Here is a 20,553-nt window from a genome sequence, read left to right as displayed (position 1 = left end):
AGGGCCCCTTCGCGGGCAAGCCCGCTCCCACAGGTTCAGCGCAATCCTTGTGGGAGCGGGCTTGCCCGCGAAGGAAGCGACTCGGTCTAACGACTTTCCTTTGCATTCCGGGCAACACAGAGTTGCCATCAGGCACATTGATCGCGTCCCGATCCCAGGTGCATGCTAGAGGGCTGTGTTCGGACTTATATCATTCCGAATGATAGTTACCTTCGCTTCATTCGATTCGTGCGTTACCTCCCCCGCCGAGCATCATCCGCCCATTCTCAATACATTGGCGGATGCATCCATGGAACAATCACTCAAACATTTGCGCTTCCCGTTGGCCTTGTTGGCCGTGCTGGTGATGAGCGCGTGCGGCAAGGCTCCGGAGTCTGCCGCGACCCTGCCTGCGGCGAAAGTCAGCGTCGCCAAGGTGCTGGAACAACCGGTCAATGAGTGGGACGAATTCACCGGGCGCCTTGAAGCGCCGGAAACGGTAGAGATTCGTCCACGGGTCTCCGGCCAGATCGATGACGTGGCCTTCACCGAAGGCGCGCTGGTCAAGAAAGGCGACTTGCTGTTCCAGATTGACCCGCGCCCATTCCAGGCTGAAGTCCGCCGCCTCGAAGCCCTGGTTGCCCAGGCCCGCGCCAACGCGACCCGCAGCGAAAACGAAGCCCAGCGCGGCGAGCGCCTGCGCACCAGCAATGCGATTTCCGCCGAGTTGGCCGATTCGCGCACCAGCGCTTCGCAAGAAGCCCGCGCCGCTGTCGGCGCCCTGCAAGCGCAACTGGATCTGGCGAAACTGAACCTGAGCTTTACCCGCGTCACCGCACCCATCAGCGGTCGCGTCAGCCGTGCGGAAATCACCGCCGGCAACCTGGTGACCGCCGACACCACCGCGCTCACCAGCGTGGTCTCCACCGACAAGGTCTACGCCTACTTCGACGCCGACGAGCGTGTGTTCCTCAAGTACACCCAGCTCGCTCGCCAGGGCAAACGCGGTGCGACCACTCCGGTTTACCTCGGTCTGTCCAACGAAGACGGCAACCCGCACCAGGGCGTGATGAACTTCGTCGACAACCAGGTCAACCCGAAAACCGGCACCATTCGTGGTCGTGCGGTCTTTGATAACGCCGACGGACAGTACACCCCTGGCTTGTATGCCCGGTTGAAACTGGTCGGCAGCGGCACCTACTCCGCCGTGCTGATCAACGACGAAGCAGTCGGCACCGATCTCGGCAAAAAATTCGTGCTGGTGATGGATGCCGACAACAAGACCGTCTACCGCTCGGTGGAACTGGGTCCGAAGATCGAAGGGTTGCGCATCGTGCGCAGCGGTTTGAGCAAAGAGGACACGGTCATCGTCAAGGGGCTGCAGCGGGTTCGTCCCGGCTCCCCGGTCAGCCCTGAAGTCATCCCGATGGCCAGCGAACAAACCCTCGCGGCACTCGCCCAACAACGACAAGCGCTGGAAGCCAGCAACCTGCCCCAAGTCGCACCTGCCAAGGTCGCGCCGGGGTCGGTTGTGAAAGTGGCTGCCGCGACTCCACGCGGTTAAGGGACAACAACTCCGATGAATTTTTCCCAATTCTTCATTTCCCGGCCGATCTTCGCAGCGGTGCTGTCGTTGCTGATCCTGATCGCCGGTGCCATCTCGCTGTTCCAATTGCCGATTAGCGAATACCCGGAAGTCGTACCGCCGACTGTGGTGGTCCGCGCCAACTTCCCGGGCGCCAACCCGAAAGTTATCGGTGAAACCGTGGCCGCTCCGCTGGAGCAAGCCATCACCGGCGTCGAGAACATGCTGTACATGTCCTCGCAGTCCACCGCTGACGGCAAGATCACCCTGACCATCACCTTCGCGCTGGGCACTGACCTGGACAACGCACAGGTGCAGGTGCAGAACCGGGTGACACGTACCGAGCCGAAACTTCCCGAGGAAGTGACGCGCATCGGGATCACTGTCGACAAGGCGTCGCCCGACCTGACCATGGTTGTGCACTTGACCTCGCCGGACAAACGCTACGACATGCTCTACCTGTCCAACTACGCCCTGCTCAACATCAAGGATGAGCTGGCGCGCCTGGGCGGTGTCGGTGATGTGCAGCTGTTCGGCATGGGCGACTATTCCCTGCGCGTCTGGCTCGACCCGAACAAGACCGCTTCGCGCAACCTGACCGCGACTGACGTCGTAACGGCGATTCGCGAGCAGAACCGTCAAGTGGCGGCGGGTGCCTTGGGTGCCCCGCCGGCACCGAATGCCACAGCGTTCCAGTTGTCCGTCAACACCCAAGGGCGTCTGGTTTCCGAAGAAGAGTTCGAGAACATCATCATTCGCTCCGGCGACAACGGTGAAATCACCCGACTTAAAGACATTGCCCGGATCGAGTTGGGTTCCAGTCAATACGCCTTGCGTTCGTTGCTGAACAACCAACCGGCGGTGGCGATCCCGATCTTCCAGCGTCCGGGTTCCAACGCGATCGAAATCTCCAACGAAGTACGCGACAAGATGGCGGAGTTGAAGAAAAACTTCCCGGAAGGCATGGACTTCAGCATCGTCTATGACCCGACTATCTTCGTGCGCGGTTCCATCGAGGCGGTGGTTCACACCCTGTTCGAAGCGCTGATTCTCGTGGTGCTGGTGGTGATTCTGTTCCTGCAAACCTGGCGCGCCTCGATCATTCCGTTGGTGGCGGTGCCGGTGTCGTTGATCGGTACGTTTGCGGTGATGCACTTGTTCGGCTTCTCGCTGAATGCCCTGTCACTGTTCGGCCTGGTCCTGGCCATCGGTATCGTGGTCGATGACGCCATCGTCGTGGTGGAGAACGTCGAACGGCACATCGAGCTAGGGGAGACGCCCGTAGAAGCCACCAAGAAAGCCATGCGCGAGGTGACTGGACCGATCATTGCGACGGCACTGGTGCTGTGTGCGGTGTTTATCCCGGCGGCGTTCATTTCCGGGCTCACCGGCCAGTTCTACAAACAGTTCGCCCTGACCATTGCCATCTCGACGGTGATCTCGGCGTTCAACTCGCTCACACTGTCCCCTGCCCTGGCCGCCGTGCTGCTCAAGAGCCACGACGCGCCGAAAGACCGCTTTACCAAAGTGCTCGACAAACTACTGGGCGGCTGGCTGTTCCGTCCGTTCAACCGATTCTTCGAACGCGCCAGCCATGGCTATGTCGGGACAGTCGGCCGGGTCATCCGCAGCAGCGGCATCGCCATGATCGTCTACGCCGGTCTGATGGTGCTGACCTTCTTCGGTTTCTCCAATACGCCGACCGGTTTCGTACCCGGCCAGGACAAGCAATACCTGGTGGCCTTCGCGCAATTGCCTGACGCTTCCAGCCTGGACCGCACCGAAGACGTGATCAAACGCATGTCCGACCTGGCCCTGAAACAGCCTGGCGTGGAAAGTGCCGTGGCGTTCCCTGGCCTGTCGATCAACGGTTTCACCAACAGTCCGAACGCCGGCATCGTGTTCGTGACGCTCAAACCGTTCGATGAGCGCAAAGACCCGAGCATGTCCGCCGGTGCGATTGCCGGTGCACTGAACGGCCAGTTCGCCGGGATTCAGGAAGCCTACATGGCGATCTTCCCGCCGCCGCCGGTACAAGGTTTGGGCACCATCGGTGGTTTCCGCTTGCAGATCGAGGACCGGGGCAACCTGGGTTACGACGAGCTGTACAAAGAAACCATGAACATCATCAACAAGAGCCATAACGTGCCGGAACTGGCCGCGCTGTTCACCAGCTACACCGTGAACGTACCGCAGGTCGATGCTGCCATCGATCGGGAAAAAGCCAAGACCCACGGTGTCGCCGTCAGCGACATCTTCGACACCCTGCAGATTTACCTGGGTTCGCTGTATGCCAACGACTTCAACCGCTTCGGTCGTACCTACCAGGTCAACGTTCAGGCCGAGCAGCAGTTCCGTCTCGAGCCGGATCAGATCGGTCAGTTGAAAGTGCGCAACAACAAAGGCGAGATGATCCCGCTGGCGACCTTCATCAAGGTCAGCGACACCTCGGGCCCGGATCGCGTTATGCATTACAACGGCTTCATCACCGCTGAAATCAACGGCGCGGCGGCCCCGGGCTACAGCTCTGGCCAGGCCGAAAAAGCCATCGAGAAACTGCTCAAGGAAGAACTTCCGAACGGCATGACCTACGAGTGGACCGACCTGACCTTCCAGCAGATTCTGTCCGGCAACACCGCACTGTTCGTGTTCCCGCTCTGCGTATTGCTGGCGTTCCTGGTGCTCGCGGCGCAGTACGAAAGCTGGAGCCTGCCGCTGGCGGTGATCCTGATCGTACCGATGACCCTGCTGTCGGCCATCGTCGGGGTAATTGCTTCGGGAGGCGACAACAACATCTTTACCCAGATCGGCCTGATCGTACTGGTGGGACTTGCCTGTAAGAACGCGATTCTGATCGTCGAGTTTGCCAAGGATAAACAGCAGGACGAAGGCCTCAGCCCGCTCGCCGCGGTACTGGAAGCCTGCCGCCTGCGTCTGCGGCCGATCCTGATGACCTCCTTTGCGTTCATCATGGGTGTGGTGCCACTGGTGTTCTCCAGCGGTGCCGGTGCCGAAATGCGTCACGCCATGGGTGTGGCGGTGTTCTCCGGGATGCTCGGGGTGACCTTCTTCGGTCTGTTGCTGACACCGGTGTTCTACGTATTGATCCGTAACTTCGTGGAGCGCGGTGAAAAGCGTAAAGCGGCAAAGGCACTGAAAGTGGCCAATCAACTGGAGGCGCATTAATGAGCCTGAAAGCCTTCCTGCCGAGCCTGCTGGTACTGGCCCTGAGTGCCTGTGCCGTCGGCCCGGATTACCAGACCCCGGCCACCGAGCGGGCCAACATCACCACCGCCACCGCCACCGATGGCGCTGCCGGTCAGAAGAACTTCGACCGCTCGCGTTTCGAAGGCATCTGGTGGCAGCAGTTTGAAGACCCGACCCTCAACCAGTTGGTGACGCAATCGCTGCAAGGCAACCGTGATCTGCGCATCGCTTTTGCCCGCTGGAAAGCGGCTCGGGCGATTCGCGATGACGCCAGCAATGACGCCATGCCGACCATCACCAGCCGCGCCAGCAGTGATCTGGGCAAAGGCCAGATTCCCGGGCAGACCACTAAACGGGTCAACAGCGAACGCTATGACTTGGGTCTGGACATGGCCTGGGAACTCGACTTGTTTGGCCGGATCCAGCGCAACCTGGAATCCAGCGAGGCCGAGCAGCAAGCGGCCGAAGCCGATCTGTACCAACTGCAAGTCAGCATGATTGCCGAACTGGTGGACGCCTACGGTCAGCTGCGCGGTGCGCAACTGCGGGAAAAGATTGCCCTGGCCAACCTGAACAACCAGCAGGAATCGCGCAAGATCACCGAAAGCCTGCGTGATGCCGGCGTTGGCGATCAGCTCGACGTGGTGCGCGCCGATGCGCGCCTTGCGTCTGTCGAAGCCAGCGTGCCGCAACTTCAGGCGGAGCAGGTTCGGCAGAAAAACCGTATCGCCACGCTGTTGGGTGAGCGCCCGGACAAGCTGACCGTGGACCTGAGCCCGAAAGATTTGCCGGCGATTGCCAAAGCGCTGCCGATCGGTGATCCGGGCGAACTGCTGCAGCGTCGTCCGGACATTCGCAGCGCCGAACGCCAACTGGCGTCTGCCACAGCGCGTATCGGCGTGGCCAAGGCGGACCTGTTTCCACGGGTCAGCCTCAGCGGTTTCCTGGGCTTCACTGCCGGGCGCGGTTCGCAGATCGGTTCCGCGGCGGCCAACGCCTGGGCGCTGGGCCCGAGCATCACCTGGGCAGCCTTTGACCTGGGCAGTGTGCGTGCCCGACTGCGCGGTGCCGACGCGGATGCCGAAGGCGCACTGGCGACGTACGAGCAGCAAGTGTTGCTGGCGCTGGAAGAATCGGAAAACGCGTTCAGTGATTACGGCAAACGCCAGCAACGCCTGATTTCGCTGATCCGTCAGAGTGAATCCAGCCGTGCAGCGGCCGATCTGGCCGAAATTCGCTACCGCGAAGGCTCGTCGGATTTCCTCGTCCTGCTCGATGCGCAACGCGAACGTCTGGCAGCCGAAGACACCCAGGCCCAGGCCGAAGTCGATCTGTATCGCGGCATCGTCGCGATCTACAAAGCCCTTGGCGGCGGCTGGCAACCGGAGACGGTCGCGAGCAAGTAACAGCGCTCCTTTGGTTGGCCGCAACCAACCTTTCTTTAGCCCCGCGCCTCATTCGGTCGCGGGGTTTTTTTTGGCTGCAATTCTGAATCCACCACAGCCCCTTGTGGGAGCGAGCCTGCTCGCGAAACCCCTTGTAGGAGCAGCCGGTCGACGCTCGATTGCTCGCGAAAAACCCGAGAGCAACGAGTTGATTCAGGTATCGCGCGTCAACTTGACCACCATCGCGAGCAAGCTCGCTCCTACAGGGGGGTAGCGGTGATATTGAGGATGGTTAGTCCATCAACCCCCATTCCCCCGGTGGCGAGTGGGGGCCGGGTGTGGTTTCGGCATGCAACTTCAGCCGCAAGCGCAAATTGTTCACCGAGTCCGCATGCTTCAACGCTTCTTCCTCATCAATCGCACCTTCAACCACCAACGCGTACAGCGCGCTATCGAACGTCTGCATGCCCTGCTCCGCGGATTTCTCCATGATCCCTTTGAGTTCGTCCATTTCGTTGCGCCGGATCAGGTCGCCAATGGTCGGTGTGCCCAGCATCACCTCAACGGCGGCCCTGCGCTGCCCGTCACGGGTCCGTACCAGGCGTTGGGAAACGAACGCTTTCAGGTTGTTGGCCAGGTCATGCAGAAGCTGTGTGCGCCGTTCCTCCGGGAAGAAATTGATGATGCGGTCCAGCGCCTGATTCGCGTTGTGGGCGTGCAACGTGGAGATCACCAGATGCCCGGTATCGGCAAACGCCAGCGCATGCTCCATGGTTTCGCGGTCGCGGATTTCGCCGATCAGCACCACGTCCGGCGCCTGGCGCAGGGTGTTCTTCAAGGCCGCATGAAAACTGCGGGTATCGACCCCGACCTCGCGTTGATTGATGATCGATTTCTTGTGCCGATGGATGTACTCGACCGGGTCTTCGATGGTGATGATGTGGCCGCTGCTGTGACGGTTGCGATAGTCGATCAACGCCGCCAGTGAGGTAGACTTGCCCGAGTCGGTGGCGCCGACAAACAGCATCAGGCCTTGTTTGAGCATCACCGTTTCCAGCAGCACCGACGGCAAGTTGAGGTCTTCGAAGCGCGGAATGTCGAGTTTGATGTTGCGCGCCACGATCGACACATCGTTGCGTTGCTTGAAAACATTGACCCGAAAGCGCCCGACACCCGGCAACGAAATGGCCAGGTTCATCTCCAGTTCGCGATCGAACTCCAGCCGCTGTTCGGCGTCCATGATGGACGAGGCAATATCGGCAATTTCCCCCGGTTTGAGCGGCTGGTCGGTCAAGGGTTTGAGCACACCGTCAAACTTTGCGCAGGGCGGCGCGCCGGTGGACAGGTACAGATCGGAACCGTCCCGGCTGGCCAGGATCTTCAACAGCACATCGATTTCCATGGAAAAAAGCACCCGCGAAGCATTGAATGAACACAAAAGACCTGAAAACGGGTCATCCAGCAACTACTGCCTTAGGATAGTAGACGCCGCCACACCGACTGACGTGCAGGACACCATGATGAATGCATCACCCCTCGGTAGCGATGCCCAGGCCTTGATTGCCAGAATTGACTGGACACGCACCCCGTTGGGCGCCGCCAGTCACTGGGCGCAGAGCCTGCGCACCGCGGTGGACATCGTGATTCACTCGCCCATGCCGATGCTGTTGTTGTGGGGCCCGCAACTCACCCAGATCTACAATGACGGCTTTGCCCTGCTGGCGGGCGACAAGCATCCGCACGCGTTCGGACAGCCAACGCATCAAATCTGGCCAGAACTCAAAGACTTTACCGACCCGATATACAGCGCCGTCCTGCAAGGCCAGGTGCGGACCTACAGCGAACAGCGTTTTACCTTGCATCGCAACGGTGACGATTCCGAGTTCTGGCTGGATCTGACCTACAGCCCGATCCGCGATGAAAACGCCGAGGTCGCCGGGATTCTGGTCACCGCCATCGAAACCAACGAACGCCGGCGCATCGCCCTCGAACTGGAGCAACGCTCGGCGGCCAGCCTGAAAGCGCAGCGCGAAACCGAAGAACGCCTGCAACTGGCGCTGGCTGCCACGGACGCCGTCGGCACCTGGGACTGGGACATCAACGAAGACCGCTTTATCGCCGACGCCCACTTCGCCCAATTGCACGGCATCGATCCCCTGCTCGCCAGCCAGTTACCCATCAGCGCCTACCTGGAAGCGGTGCACCCGGAAGACCGCTCGATGGTCACTCGCAGCATCAAGCAATGCATCACCCACGCCACCGAGTACGCCGAGGAATACCGCCTGCTGCAACCCGACGGCCAGTTACGCTGGGTATTTGCCCGGGGTCGCTGCTACAAGGATCACCATGGCCGGCCGATCCGCTTCCTCGGTGCCGCCCTCGACCTGACCGAGCGCAAACACACCGAACAAGCCTTGCGCCAGAGCCAGACCGAGCTGCAACTGATCATCAACGCCATGCCGATCCTGATCAGTTATGTCGACAGCGAGGAACGTTTCCGCCTGAACAACGCCGCTTACCTGGACTGGTATGGCCTGACGCCTCAGGAACTGTACGGTCGGACGGTTCTTGAAGTGCTGGGTGAAGAAGCTTACGCCTTGCGCGCCCCATACATCGCCGAGGCGCTGGCGGGCAGAACCTGCTGTTTCAGCATTCGTACGCCGCATCGTGACGGCAGCATCCGTCAGGCCTTGATGAATTATTTGCCGCGCCATGGTGCAAACGGCGCCGTGAACGGTTTCTACATTTTCGTGATCGACGAAACCGAGCGCAAACGGACCGAAGAAGCGCTGCTCAATCTCAACGAAACCCTTGAAGAACGTGTTGCCGCACGCACCCGGCAACTGGCGGAAGCCAACCAGCGCCTGCAAAACGAGATGGTCGAGCGCGAGCGCGTTGAAGACACCCTGCGCCATGCGCAAAAAATGGAAGCGGTCGGCCAACTCACTGGCGGCATCGCCCATGACTTTAACAACATGCTCACCGGGATCATCGGCAGCCTCGACCTGGTGCAACGCTACATCGCCGAGGGGCGCGCCGCTGAAATCGGCCGCTTTACCGAAGCGGCCGTGTCTTCGGCCAACCGCGCTGCCGCGCTGACCCATCGCTTGCTCGCGTTCTCCCGACGCCAATCGCTGGATCGCAAGCCGCTGAATGCCAACGAGCTGATTCATTCACTGGAAGACCTGCTCAGCCGCACCAAGGGCGATCACATCGAGCTGAACCTGCGACTGGCCAAAGAGATCTGGCCCGTCAGCACCGATGTCAGCCAACTGGAAAACGCCCTGCTTAACCTGGTGATCAACGCCCGTGACGCGATGCCCGATGGCGGCGAGTTGCTGATCGAAACCGCGAATGTGTACCTCGACAGTCGTGACATTACTCCACTGGAAACGATCCAGGCCGGGGACTTCGTGATGATTGCGGTCAGCGACAACGGCACCGGCATGACGCCCTCTGTGCTGGCCAAGGCATTCGACCCGTTCTTCACCACCAAACCGATCGGCCAGGGTACAGGTCTCGGTTTGTCGATGATTTACGGGTTTGCCCAACAGTCAGGCGGGTATGTCAGCCTCGACAGCCTGCCAGGCAAGGGCACCTGCGTGCGCTTGTACCTGCCACGGCTGAACATCACGGCGCCGCAAAACACCTTGATGCCGTACAGCGGCGAGGCTCCGGCGGCGATTGCCGGGGAAACCGTGGTGCTGGTAGAGGACGATCCGGCGGTGCGCATGCTGGTGTTGAATTTGCTCAACGAACTGGGTTATCACGCCCACGAAGCCGAAGACGCGAAAGCCGCCCTGCCCTTGCTCGAGTCGGACTTGCGCGTTGATCTGCTGGTGACCGATGTCGGGCTGCCCGGCATGAACGGTCGGCAACTGGCGGAAATCGCCCGTCAGCACCGGCCGCAGCTCAAGGTGCTGTTCATGACCGGGTATGCGGAAAAAGCGGCGGAGCGTCAGGGCTTTCTCGATGAAGGCATGGACATGGTCGCCAAACCGTTTTCCATTGACCTGTTGGCCAACAAGATTCGCATGATGATCGGCCAACCCGAGTGAGTTGAGGCATAATCGCGCGCCTTGCTGTCAACACCGTGACCAGGTACCTGTCTGATGAAAGCTCAAGCCCGCCATATTCTGGTGAAAACCTCGGAAGAAGCCGAGCAGCTCAAACAACGCATCGCCAAGGGTGAAGCCTTTGATGTGCTGGCGAAAAAGTACTCCACTTGCCCGTCCGGCAAACGCGGCGGTGACTTGGGTGAAGTACGGCCCGGGCAGATGGTCGGGGTGATAGATGCAGTGATTTTCAAGAAGCCGCTGCGGGTGGTGCATGGGCCGATCAAGAGCAAGTTCGGGTATCACCTGGTGCAGGTTTTTTACCGCGATTGAACAAAAATCCGCGTAGGAGCTGCCGCAGGCTGCGATCTTTTGATCCTGATTTTCACGGGCAAGATCAACGGATCGCAGCCTTCGGCAGCTCCTACATTGGTTGCGATTCATCCTTTTGGAATCAATGCCCCCGACACCTGGATCACCCGGCTTGCCAACACATGCCCCGCCTGTGCCGCATCGGCCGGGCTGGCACCTTTAAGCCGACTGGCCAGATACGCAGCGCTGAACGAATCTCCTGCCGCCGTGGTGTCGACCACCCGCTCGACCTTCTGCGCCGGCACTTCAAACACCTCCCCCGCACAGCGAACAAGGCACGCCTCGGCGCCGCGCTTGAGCACCACCTCCGGTGTCCCGATCTGCTCGTAAGCGGCAAATACCGCCGCGCAATCGGAAAACTGAAACAACGCCTGCTCGTCGTCGACCGTCAGCAACGCCATGTCCACAAACGGCAGCACGCTGCGATAGGCTGCCCGCGCTTCCTCGACCGATGCCCACAGACGCGGCCGATAGTTATTGTCGAAGACAATTCGAGCGCCCCGCCGGCGGGCTTCGATCAGCGTTTCGCGCAGCTTTTCCCGACCTTGCGCACCGAGTACCGCCAGGGTGATGCCGCTGAAATACAGCACGTCGTAGTCCGGCAGCGCCGCGAGGATCGGCGCCGCTGCCGGGGTGGTGAAGCAATCACGGACGGCCGCTTCGTTGCGCCAGTAAAGAAACCGTCGTTCGCCGGCGGCGTCGGTCTGGATGCAATACAAACCCGGCAAGCGACCGGGCAAGCGCTGAACCTTGCTCAGGCCAATGTTTTCAGCGGCCCAGTTCTGGCACATGGCGTCGCTGAAACTGTCATCGCCCAGGGCGGTGACGTAATCCACCGTACCGGCCGCGCCCAGTTCGCGGGACAGGTAGACCGCGGTGTTCAGGGTGTCGCCGCCGAAGCTTTGCTGCAAGCTGCCATCGGCGCGTTGCTGCAACTCGATCATGCATTCGCCGATCAGGGCGATGCGCGGGGTGTTGGGAGTGTTCATTGTTAGTGTGTCTCAGGAAATTCAGTGGTGTCTGGTCGGCCGCTTTCGCGAGCAGGCTCGCTCCCACAATGGAACGCTGTCCCCTGTGGGAGCGAGCCTGCTCGCGAAGGCCGCACCTCGGTCGCAACCTCTAGAAACAGGTTTCCATGGTTTCGATGACATTCAACTGCTCATCCACCAGACACCCGGTGCGCCACTTATCGAACGTCAGGCACGGGTGCGAAGTGCCGAACGAAATAATGTCCCCGACCCGCAACTCAATTCCCGCTGCCACGGTCATGAATGCATGCTGGTCCATCACCGCCGTCACCTTGCAGGCACTGACGTCATCACCCGTGGCCGGCACGACGCCGGCCTTGTAACGCAACAACGGCACCGGCAGGCCGGCGTCGTAGGCCACGTCGCGTTTGCCCAGCGCAATCACCGCAAAACCGGGTTCCGGCAACGATTGCACGTGAGCCCAGACTTCCAGCGCCGGGCGCAGCCCTTCGTGCAAGTCGCTGCGACGATCGAGTACGCAGCATTGCGCTTCCTTGTAAATGCCGTGGTCGTGCGCGACATAACTGCCGGGGCGCAACACGCTGAGGAAACGTCCGGCGGCGTTCTGCGCTTCGAAGGATTCAGCGATCAAGTCGTACCAGGCCGAGCCCGACGCGGTGATGATCGGCTTGGCAATCGCAAACGCGCCGCAGTCCTGCAACTGCACCGCCAGGCGCACCAGCGACGCGGCGAACTCGCGAATGCCGGTGACCGCATGATCGCCATGGATCACGCCTTCATAGCCTTCAATACCGGTCAGCGCCAGCGCCGGTTGTGCCGCAATGGCCTTGGCCAGTTCGACCACTTCTTCTTCCGAACGACAACCACAACGGCCGCCGACCACGCCGTACTCGATCATCACGTTCAGGCGCACGCCGCGCGAAGCGAAATACGCACCGAGATCAGCAACGTTGTCCGGGTGGTCGACCATGCAATGGAAATCGAAGCTCGAGTCCGCCAACAGATCGGCGATCAACGCCATGTTCGGCGTGCCAACCAGTTGGTTGGCCATCAACACCCGACGAACGCCATGGGCATAGGCCGCACGGGTTTGCGTGGCGCTGGCGAGGGTAATGCCCCAGGCACCGGCATCGAGCTGGCGGCGAAACAGCGCCGGGGTCATGCTGGTTTTGCCGTGGGGCGCGAGCTCGGCACCGCTGTTGCTGACGAACGTCTGCATCCAGCGAATATTGTGCTCCAGCGCTTCGCGATGCAGCACCAACGCAGGCAGGCTGACGTCGCGCACCAGATGGGCGCCGGTCTGGGCGAAACCCTTTTCCACGGCGGCAGTATTTTGGGCAGAAGACATGGTCGAACTCCTTACATGTTCGCGGCGGTTAGCCGCCGCTGTTATTCATTGATACGCCGGGCCAGGCTGTTGGCGCTGTCGATCAGCACCCGGCGATAGTCGTTGTAATGCGTCTTGGCATCGGCCCGTGGTGCGACGATGCACAGGGTCGCAATGGCTACGCCGTTCGGGTCTTTGACCGGGGCGGCGAAGCAATGGGTGAAGGTGTCGGCGACGCTGTCGAAGGAGAAAAAGCCGTCGCTACCGGCCTGACGGATTTCCGCGAGGAACTGCTCGACCGGCAGACGCTGGCCATCCGGCAGGATGAAGTCGTCGTGGTCGATCAGGTCGATGATCGCCTGATCGCTCAGGTGCGCCAGCAACAGGCGACCGGACGCGGTCCAGGGGATCGGCGCGTTCTCGCCGATGTCCGAGGAAATGCGGAAATGCCGCTCGCCTTCTTTCATCAGGGCAACAGTATATTTTCTCCCGTTGAGCAGGCACATCTGCGCGGTTTCGCGGGTCTGGCTGACGATCTCCTGCAACGCGTAATCGGCCTCGCGGGTCAGGTCGAAATGGCGCAAATGCGCCTGGCCGAGGAAGTAGAGTTGCCGACCTAGGTAGACGTGGCCGTCCTTGCCCACGGGCTCCAGAATCCGCCGCTCCAGCAGCGAAGCCACCAGTTCGTAGACCGTGGATTTGGGGCTGCCAATGCCGCTGGCGATTTCGTTCGGGCGCAGGGGCTGGCCGATTTCCTTGAGAAAATCGAGGATATCGAACGCCCGGTCCAGACCGCGAGCCCGGCGCTTGATGGTGTCTTCGGTCATGTCAGTGGTTCCCATACAAATTCGCCCCGTAGGAGCTGCCGAGTGAAACGAGGCTGCGATCTTTTGATCTTGCCCCTGCGGCATGTGCAAAAAACTGCAAAAGATCGCAGCCTGCGGCAGCTCCTACAAGTGCGAATGCGGTGTTCAGGCCTTTTTCTTGTACGCGATGCAGTCGATTTCAACCTTGCAATCAACCATCATGTTCGCCTGCACACACGCGCGGGCCGGGGCGTGCTCGGGTTTGAAGTACTCGGAGAAGACCTTGTTGAAACTGGTGAAATCCCGCGGATCTTCCAGCCACACCCCGGCACGCACCACGTCTTCCAGGCCATAACCGGCCTCCTGGAGAATCGCGATCAGATTCTTCATGGTCTGGTGGGTCTGCTCGACGATGCCGCCGACAATGATCTCGCCATCCAACGCCGGAACCTGGCCGGACACATGCAGCCAGCCATCGGCTTCAACGGCGCGGGCGAAAGGACGAGGCGTACCGCCAGCGGCGCTGCTGCCGGTGCCGTAACGAGTAATGCTCATAATTGTTTCTCCTGATTGAAAACTGGACGTTTTAAAACCGCGTGTTCTTGAGAAATTCCGCCAGACGCGGTGATTGCGGGCGTTCGAACAGCTCCTTGGGCGGCCCCTGCTCTTCGATGCGCCCCTGATTCATGAAAACGATCTTGTCCGACACCTCGAACGCAAAACGCATCTCGTGGGTCACCAGCAACATGGTCATGCCTTCGTCCGCCAGGCCCTTGATCACGTTCAGCACTTCGCCGACCAGTTCCGGGTCGAGGGCCGAGGTCACTTCGTCGAACAGCATCAGGCTCGGGTTCATCGCAATCGCCCGGGCAATCGCCACGCGCTGTTGCTGACCGCCGGACAACTGGCCGGGGTAGTGATCGCGGCGCTCCAGCAGACCGACCCGCTCCAGCCATTTTTCCGCCAGCGCCACGGCCTCGTCCTTGTGCAGCTTTTTCACCTTGAGCAAACCGAGGGTGACGTTCTGCAACGCGGTGAGGTGCGGGAACAGGTTGAACTGCTGAAACGCCATGCCGGTCATGGCACGATGGCGAGCGATGATTTTCTCCGGGTGGCGCACGCGTTTGCCGTTGACCTCGTCATAGCCGATGGACTCGCCGTCGAGCACGATCTGCCCGCCCTGGAATTCTTCGAGCATGTTCACGCAGCGCAGCAACGTGGTCTTGCCCGAGCCGCTGGACCCGATCAGCGTCACAACGTTGCCGCGCTGCATTGTCAGGTCGACGCCCTTGAGCACTTCGAGCTTGCCGTACTGTTTGTGCAGGCCGCGAATGTCCAGCAGGGCCTGAGCGTCTTTTACGTGAGAGAACGGAGGTTGAGTCATGGCAAGGCCACCCGCTTTTCAATGTGCCGGCCGAGTAATTCGATGGCGTAGTTGATGACGAAAAACAGAAATCCGGCGAACAGGTAAAACTCCAGCGTCATGAACGTCCGGGCGATGATTTGCTGGGTGCTGAGCAGCAACTCGGCCACACCGATCACCGACAACAAGGTCGAAGCCTTGACGATTTCGGTCGACGAGTTAACCCAGGTCGGCAGGATCTGCCGCAACGCCTGAGGCAACAACACGTAGCCCAGGGATTGAAAAAACGTCAGGCCAATCGCCTTGCTCGCTTCCATCTGCCCACTCGGCAGCGCTTGCAGCGCACCGCGCACAATCTCGGCGACGTGAGAGCCGCAGAACAACGTCAACCCCAAGGCACCGGCCTGAAACGCGCTGATCTGCCAGCCCAGTGCCGGCGCCATATAGAAGCAGGCGAGCACCAACACAAATACTGGCGTGCCGCGAACAACGTCGACGTAAAAGCGGAACGGCGCACGCATCCAGAACTTGCCATAGGTCAGCACCAGGCCGGCGACGATGCCGAGTAAAGTGCCGAGCAAAATCGCCAGTGCCGACACCTGCACACTGGTCAGGAAACCTTGCCACAACACTTCGCGGGCGACCCACAGCTCATGCAACCAACTGGGTGATTCGTACATGCGGGCCTCCTATCGGCGAATCGCCAGACGCTGTTCGAGGTAACGCAGCATCATGGCAATGAGGTAACAGGCCGCGACATAGAGCGCTGTGGTGACCATCCAGGTTTCAATCACCCGGTAGCTCTCGACATTGATCTTGCGCGCGTAATAGGTCAGCTCCGGCACGGCAATCGCCGCCGCCAGCGAGGTGTCCTTGAACAGCGAAATAAAGTTGTTCGACAGCGCCGGCAGCACATTGCGCAGCATCACCGGCACGGTGACGTAGGCCTTGACCTGCCACTCACTGAGGCCAATGGCGAGACCGGCCTCACGCTGCCCCTTGGGAATGCTCAACAGCCCGCCCCGGAACACTTCGGTCAAATACGCCCCGGCGTACAGCGACAACGTGATGATGAACGACGGAATTTTATCCAGGCGAATTCCCAGGCTCGGCAATGCAAAGTAGATCAACAGGATCAACACCAGAATCGGCGTATTGCGGATCACCGTCACATACACCGACGCCAGCACCCGCAATGCACGATGCTTTGACAGCAAGGCAAACGCCATCAGCAGGCCAATCACGCAGCCGATGGCGATCGACACCAGCGCCAGCTGAAGGCCCAGACCGAGCCCCGCCAGCAAGGTGTCGAAGTCGCGCCACACGGCGGCAAAATTCAACTGATAGTTCATGGTCAGCAGTACCTTGAGCGGGGCGATTGAGACAGCCGCCCCGCTCTCACGGGATCATTTGAATTCGACGGGGAAACCGATGGCCGGGGTGGGCAGGTCGACACCGAACCATTGCTTGAAGGACGCCGCGTAGGTCGGGAACTCAACACCGGTCATGGCTTCATGCAAGGTGGTGTTGACGAAGTTCAGCCAGTCCTGATCGCCCCGCTTGACCGCGCACGCATAGGTTTGCGGGCTCCAGGCATACGCCGGGCTGCGATAGCGGCCGGGGTTTTGCACCATCAGGTATTTGACCGACGACTGATCAGTGGCCGCCGCGTCGGCACGACCGGAGTTCACCGCCTGATACATCAGGTCCACGCTGTCGTACTGATCGACTTTGGCCTTGGGCAGCGCCTGATGCACCAGTTCTTCGGCGTACACGTTCTGCAATACGGCCACGGTCACGCTGTCGTTCGCGGCCTTGAGATCTTCGATTTCCTTGTACTTGCTGTTCGCCGGCAACAACAGACCGACACCTTCGCGGTAGTACGGCAGGGTGAACGTCACTTGCTGCGCACGGCTGGCCGTCACGGTGATGAACTGGCAGCTGATATCGACTTTGTCAGTCAACAGGTTGGGAATTCGTGCATCGGACGATTGAACCACGTACTCAACCTTTTCCGGATCGTTGAACAAACCCTTGGCGATCATGCGCCCGATATCAATATCAAAACCCTGCAACTTGCCATCCGCTCCCTGGAAGTGCCACGGCGCGTTGGTACTTCCCGTACCCACGATCAATTTCCCGCGCGCCAGCACGCTATCAAGCTTGCCGTCCGCCGCCTGGGCCACGCCCATGGCAGCAGCGGAAGCCGCAAACAGAAAAACACACGCTTTAAACAAGGAAGGTCGGCGATGCATGGCAAGCACTCCTGGGTGATGTGTATTCCGCTATACCGGAACTAGGTATGTAACAACGGAATAGACAGCAGAAAGTGTGCCACAGGTCGGGGATGGAATGGAGGGGAAATTGAAAGCTGTTTTGAATCAGGAGGATGCGTAGATAAGCGAATGGATGTTACGAAAGGCACAAATGAGAAAGCGCTACTGTTGGCTACATTCGCGGGTATCAGGTTCACAATCGGTGCGTGCGTGCTCTGGATACATGAGCAACAGAGGTGATTGCGTTCGCGAGCAGGCTCGCTCCCACAGGAAAACGCATTTCCATGTGGGAGCGAGCCTGCTCGCGAAGGGGATATCAGCCTCAGCCAAAAATCACCCGCCGAGACGCGCCAGTAACACCCGCGTCACCCGCCGCTCTTCAACCGCCACCACGGTCATGCGCCAGCCTTCCCACTCATGGCTGTCACCGATCATCGGCAAGCGGTCCAGCAGGCTCACCACCAGCCCGGCCAGGGTCTGGTAGTCGTCGGTCGGTTCTGCCGCAAACCCGGTTCGCTGTTGCACCCGCGCCAGGTTCAGCGCACCGCTGACCATGAACCCGCCCTGCGCTTGCACCACGTCCGGGCCCTCGATTTCGCTGGCATCGGGCAACTCACCGGCAATCGACTCGAGAATGTCGGTCATGGTCAGCACGCCGACGAAATCCCCAAATTCATTGACGACGAAGGCAATGTGCGTCGAGGCTTGGCGCATTTGTTCGAGGGCGTTGAGGATGGAATAGCTGTCCAGCAAGTTAATGGTCTTGCGCGCCAGGTGGTCGAGTTGCGGCTCGTTTCCGCTGAGGTATTCCTTGAGCAGCTCTTTTTTGTGCACGAAACCCAATGGCTCATCCACCGCGCCGTCGCGAATCAGCGGCAGGCGCGAGTAGGACGACTGCATCAGCCGTGTACGAATGGTCTCGGCATCGTCGGCCAGGTCGATGTGATCGACGTCGGCGCGTACGGTCATCACTGTGCGAATTGGCCGCTCGGCCAGTTGCAGCACGCCGCTGATCATCACCCGTTCACGGCGGTCGAACAGTGCTTCGCCGGGTGCGTCGCCGTTGTCCAGCAAGTCGGCAATTTCCTCATCGACTTCTTCCGCCGCCAACTTGCGACCGCCCAACAGGCGCAGAACCGCATGGGCCGTGCGCTCACGCATTGGCTTAAGGCCCTGCGCGGACTTCTTGCGGCGGGCCCGGGCGATCTGGTTGAAGATTTCAATCAGGATCGAGAAACCGATGGCCGCGTACAGGTAACCCTTGGGAATGTGGAAGCCCAGGCCTTCGGCGGTCAGCGCGAAGCCGATCATCATCAGGAAGCCCAGGCACAGCATGATCACTGTCGGGTGGGCGTTGACGAAACGGGTCAACGGCTTGCTCGCGACAATCATCAGGCCGATGGAAATGATCACCGCGATCATCATCACCGCCAGTTCATCGACCATGCCGACAGCGGTAATCACCGCGTCCAGGGAGAACACGGCGTCGAGCACCACGATCTGGGCGACGATCGGCCAGAACAGTGCGTAGGCCGTGTTGGACGTGCGCTCGCCGACATGGCCTTCGAGTCGCTCGTGCAATTCCATGGTCGCCTTGAACAACAGGAACACCCCACCGAACAACATGATCAGGTCGCGACCGGAAAAGCTCTTGTCGAACACCTCGAACAGCGGCTGCGTCAACGTCACCAGCCAGGAAATACTCGCCAGCAGGCCCAGGCGCATCAACAACGCCAGCGACAACCCGATGAGTCGCGCACGGTCGCGCTGCTCGGGCGGCAGTTTGTCCGCCAGGATGGCAATAAACACCAGGTTGTCGATACCGAGCACCAGCTCCAGCACGATCAGCGTCAACAGGCCCAGCCATGCGGTGGGTTCAGCTATCCATTCCATAAAAATGTCTCGATCTCTTCAGTAGATTCAGAATGCCGGGCACGGCAAGGCGCGGCACAGAGGCCGTGGAGTTGCAGTGACAAGGGGGTTCGGAAGTCGAAAGACCGGGTGTTTCGCGTGCGTCAAACGTGCGCGGTAGTACGAGGAGGAAGGATAACCGGGAGGCTCCAAGAGGGTGTTCATGCAAGTCCTGAGGGGAAAAAGGCCTTGAAGAGTACAGGCGGAAGGGATATTTCCTACAGCCGGAAATCATTACAAAATCTGTAGAAGATCAACGGATCGCAGCCTTCGGCAGCTCCTACGGAGTAACGTCGAGCCCATGTAGGAGCTGCCGAAGGCTGCGATCTTTTATCCATTGTTAACCCGCTCGATGTACCGCCTCACCGCCGCCGATTTCTCGAACCGCCGATAAATCAGCGACAGCCACGAACTCGCCTCACAGCCCTTGACCGGCCGATAGAGCACACCCGGCAACCCGACATGCCCAACCACCGATTCGGGCACCACCGCCACGCCCTGCCCCAGCGACACCAACGCCAGCACCGCCACCAGCCCACCCGGTTGCGCCCCCAGCTTCGGTGCAAATCCGCCCTCGGCGGCGACTTGCAAGGTACCGCTGATTTGCTCGGGCAAGATAAACGTCTCGCCCTGTAAGTGCTCCGGACCAATCTCCGGCAGGCGACACAGCCAGGAGTCGCTCGACAGCGCCAGCACAAACCCTTCTGCGTCGAGGCGGATCGCTTCCAGACCTTCGGGCAGGGTCATGGGTGAGCGCACATATCCGACATCGAATCGTCCCTCGACCACCATCGCTGGCAATGAAGCCATCGGGCTTTCTCGCACATTAAGGCTGACGTCCGGGCATTCGCGACTGAAGGCCTGCACCTGTTTTTGCAGCAGCCCCGAGTACACCGCCGAGGCCACGTAACCCAGTTCGATGTGGCCAATGTCGCCACGCCCGGCGCGCTGGGCATTGTGTTGGGCGTATTCGAATTGGCGCACCGTTGCCTCGGCTTCGATCACCAGGGCGGCGCCGGCTTCAGTGAGGCTGATCTCACGCGTCTGGCGCACAAACAGCCGCGTCCCGAGTTCGTTCTCCATGTCCTGGATCTGTCGAGTCAAGGTCGGCGGCGCAATACCCAATTGCTCGGCGGCGCGCGTGAAATTGCCCTGTCGCGCAACGGCCAGAAAGTATCTGAAATGGCGGATATCCATCAGTGCATTAGCTCAAAGGTAATGAAGTGCCGTGGGCGGGCTAACGCAACCGATCAAGGCTCGCGATAAGCTCATTCAGCAAACACAGTAGAGAGCACACA

Annotated in this window: 16 protein-coding genes; 5 read left to right on the top strand and 11 right to left on the bottom strand. The window is 60.3% G+C overall.

Features of this window, described 5'->3' with window-relative positions:
- Positions 1-289: 289 nt before the first annotated feature.
- Genes mexE through F8N62_RS10135 form a run of 3 tightly spaced genes read left to right on the top strand, consistent with a single transcriptional unit; the run spans position 290 to position 6,177 of the window.
- Complete coding sequence (mexE, locus tag F8N62_RS10145; RefSeq protein WP_150710835.1) at positions 290-1,543, top strand: multidrug efflux RND transporter periplasmic adaptor subunit MexE; 1,254 nt, start codon at positions 290-292, stop codon at positions 1,541-1,543.
- A gap of 15 nt (positions 1,544-1,558) precedes the next feature.
- On the top strand, positions 1,559-4,750 hold the full coding sequence (locus tag F8N62_RS10140; protein ID WP_150710834.1) for an efflux RND transporter permease subunit: 3,192 nt from the start codon (positions 1,559-1,561) through the stop codon (positions 4,748-4,750).
- Positions 4,750-6,177, top strand: coding sequence for an efflux transporter outer membrane subunit (locus tag F8N62_RS10135; protein WP_150710833.1), 1,428 nt, complete (start codon positions 4,750-4,752; stop codon positions 6,175-6,177). Before F8N62_RS10140 ends, F8N62_RS10135 begins: the two co-directional genes overlap by 1 nt.
- Positions 6,178-6,448: 271 nt before the next feature.
- Here F8N62_RS10135 and F8N62_RS10130 read toward each other — a convergent pair whose 3' ends face one another.
- The gene (locus tag F8N62_RS10130) at positions 6,449-7,558 is read right to left on the bottom strand and encodes a PilT/PilU family type 4a pilus ATPase (protein WP_150710832.1); all 1,110 of its coding nucleotides are present in this window, start codon (positions 7,556-7,558) and stop codon (positions 6,449-6,451) included.
- 118 nt (positions 7,559-7,676) lie between these two features.
- Here F8N62_RS10130 and F8N62_RS10125 point away from each other — a divergent pair, with 118 nt between their 5' ends.
- Positions 7,677-10,214, top strand: coding sequence for a PAS domain-containing protein (locus F8N62_RS10125; protein ID WP_150710831.1), 2,538 nt, complete (start codon positions 7,677-7,679; stop codon positions 10,212-10,214).
- Positions 10,215-10,268: 54 nt separating this feature from the next.
- Positions 10,269-10,544 (top strand): peptidylprolyl isomerase, encoded by a 276-nt coding sequence (locus F8N62_RS10120; RefSeq protein ID WP_007898282.1) that lies wholly within the window; start codon positions 10,269-10,271, stop codon positions 10,542-10,544.
- Positions 10,545-10,651: 107 nt separating this feature from the next.
- Here the strand turns inward: F8N62_RS10120 and F8N62_RS10115 are convergent, their stop codons facing one another.
- From F8N62_RS10115 to F8N62_RS10070, 10 genes are all read right to left on the bottom strand, one after another.
- On the bottom strand, positions 10,652-11,572 hold the full coding sequence (locus F8N62_RS10115) for a sugar kinase (protein ID WP_150710830.1): 921 nt from the start codon (positions 11,570-11,572) through the stop codon (positions 10,652-10,654).
- Positions 11,573-11,702: 130 nt separating this feature from the next.
- Entirely contained in the window at positions 11,703-12,920 is a 1,218-nt protein-coding gene (locus F8N62_RS10110) for an amino acid deaminase (protein WP_150710829.1), read from the bottom strand.
- A 41-nt stretch (positions 12,921-12,961) separates the two neighbouring features.
- Positions 12,962-13,726 (bottom strand): IclR family transcriptional regulator, encoded by a 765-nt coding sequence (locus F8N62_RS10105; protein WP_150710828.1) that lies wholly within the window; start codon positions 13,724-13,726, stop codon positions 12,962-12,964.
- A 144-nt stretch (positions 13,727-13,870) separates the two neighbouring features.
- A complete protein-coding gene (locus F8N62_RS10100) occupies positions 13,871-14,260 on the bottom strand; it encodes a RidA family protein (RefSeq protein ID WP_150710827.1) in 390 nt (129 codons plus the stop codon).
- 31 nt (positions 14,261-14,291) lie between these two features.
- Positions 14,292-15,089 (bottom strand): amino acid ABC transporter ATP-binding protein, encoded by a 798-nt coding sequence (locus tag F8N62_RS10095; protein ID WP_150710826.1) that lies wholly within the window; start codon positions 15,087-15,089, stop codon positions 14,292-14,294.
- Positions 15,086-15,748, bottom strand: a complete 663-nt coding sequence (locus tag F8N62_RS10090) for an amino acid ABC transporter permease (RefSeq protein WP_150710825.1) — start codon at positions 15,746-15,748, stop codon at positions 15,086-15,088. Before F8N62_RS10090 ends, F8N62_RS10095 begins: the two co-directional genes overlap by 4 nt.
- A gap of 9 nt (positions 15,749-15,757) precedes the next feature.
- Entirely contained in the window at positions 15,758-16,420 is a 663-nt protein-coding gene (locus tag F8N62_RS10085) for an amino acid ABC transporter permease (protein WP_150710824.1), read from the bottom strand.
- A 54-nt stretch (positions 16,421-16,474) separates the two neighbouring features.
- Positions 16,475-17,323, bottom strand: a complete 849-nt coding sequence (locus F8N62_RS10080; protein ID WP_150710823.1) for a transporter substrate-binding domain-containing protein — start codon at positions 17,321-17,323, stop codon at positions 16,475-16,477.
- A gap of 354 nt (positions 17,324-17,677) precedes the next feature.
- Positions 17,678-19,237: a TerC family protein gene (locus tag F8N62_RS10075; RefSeq protein WP_150710822.1), complete on the bottom strand. Its 1,560-nt coding sequence runs from the start codon at positions 19,235-19,237 to the stop codon at positions 17,678-17,680.
- 348 nt (positions 19,238-19,585) lie between these two features.
- Complete coding sequence (locus F8N62_RS10070) at positions 19,586-20,452, bottom strand: LysR family transcriptional regulator (protein ID WP_150710821.1); 867 nt, start codon at positions 20,450-20,452, stop codon at positions 19,586-19,588.
- Positions 20,453-20,553: the final 101 nt, after the last annotated feature.

It is taken from the genome of Pseudomonas fluorescens (genome assembly GCF_902497785.1).
GTDB classification, from domain to species: Bacteria; Pseudomonadota; Gammaproteobacteria; order Pseudomonadales; family Pseudomonadaceae; genus Aquipseudomonas; species Aquipseudomonas fluorescens_BO.
The sequence above is the reverse complement of the archived record's forward strand: the minus strand, read 5'-3'. Positions and strand labels throughout refer to the sequence as shown.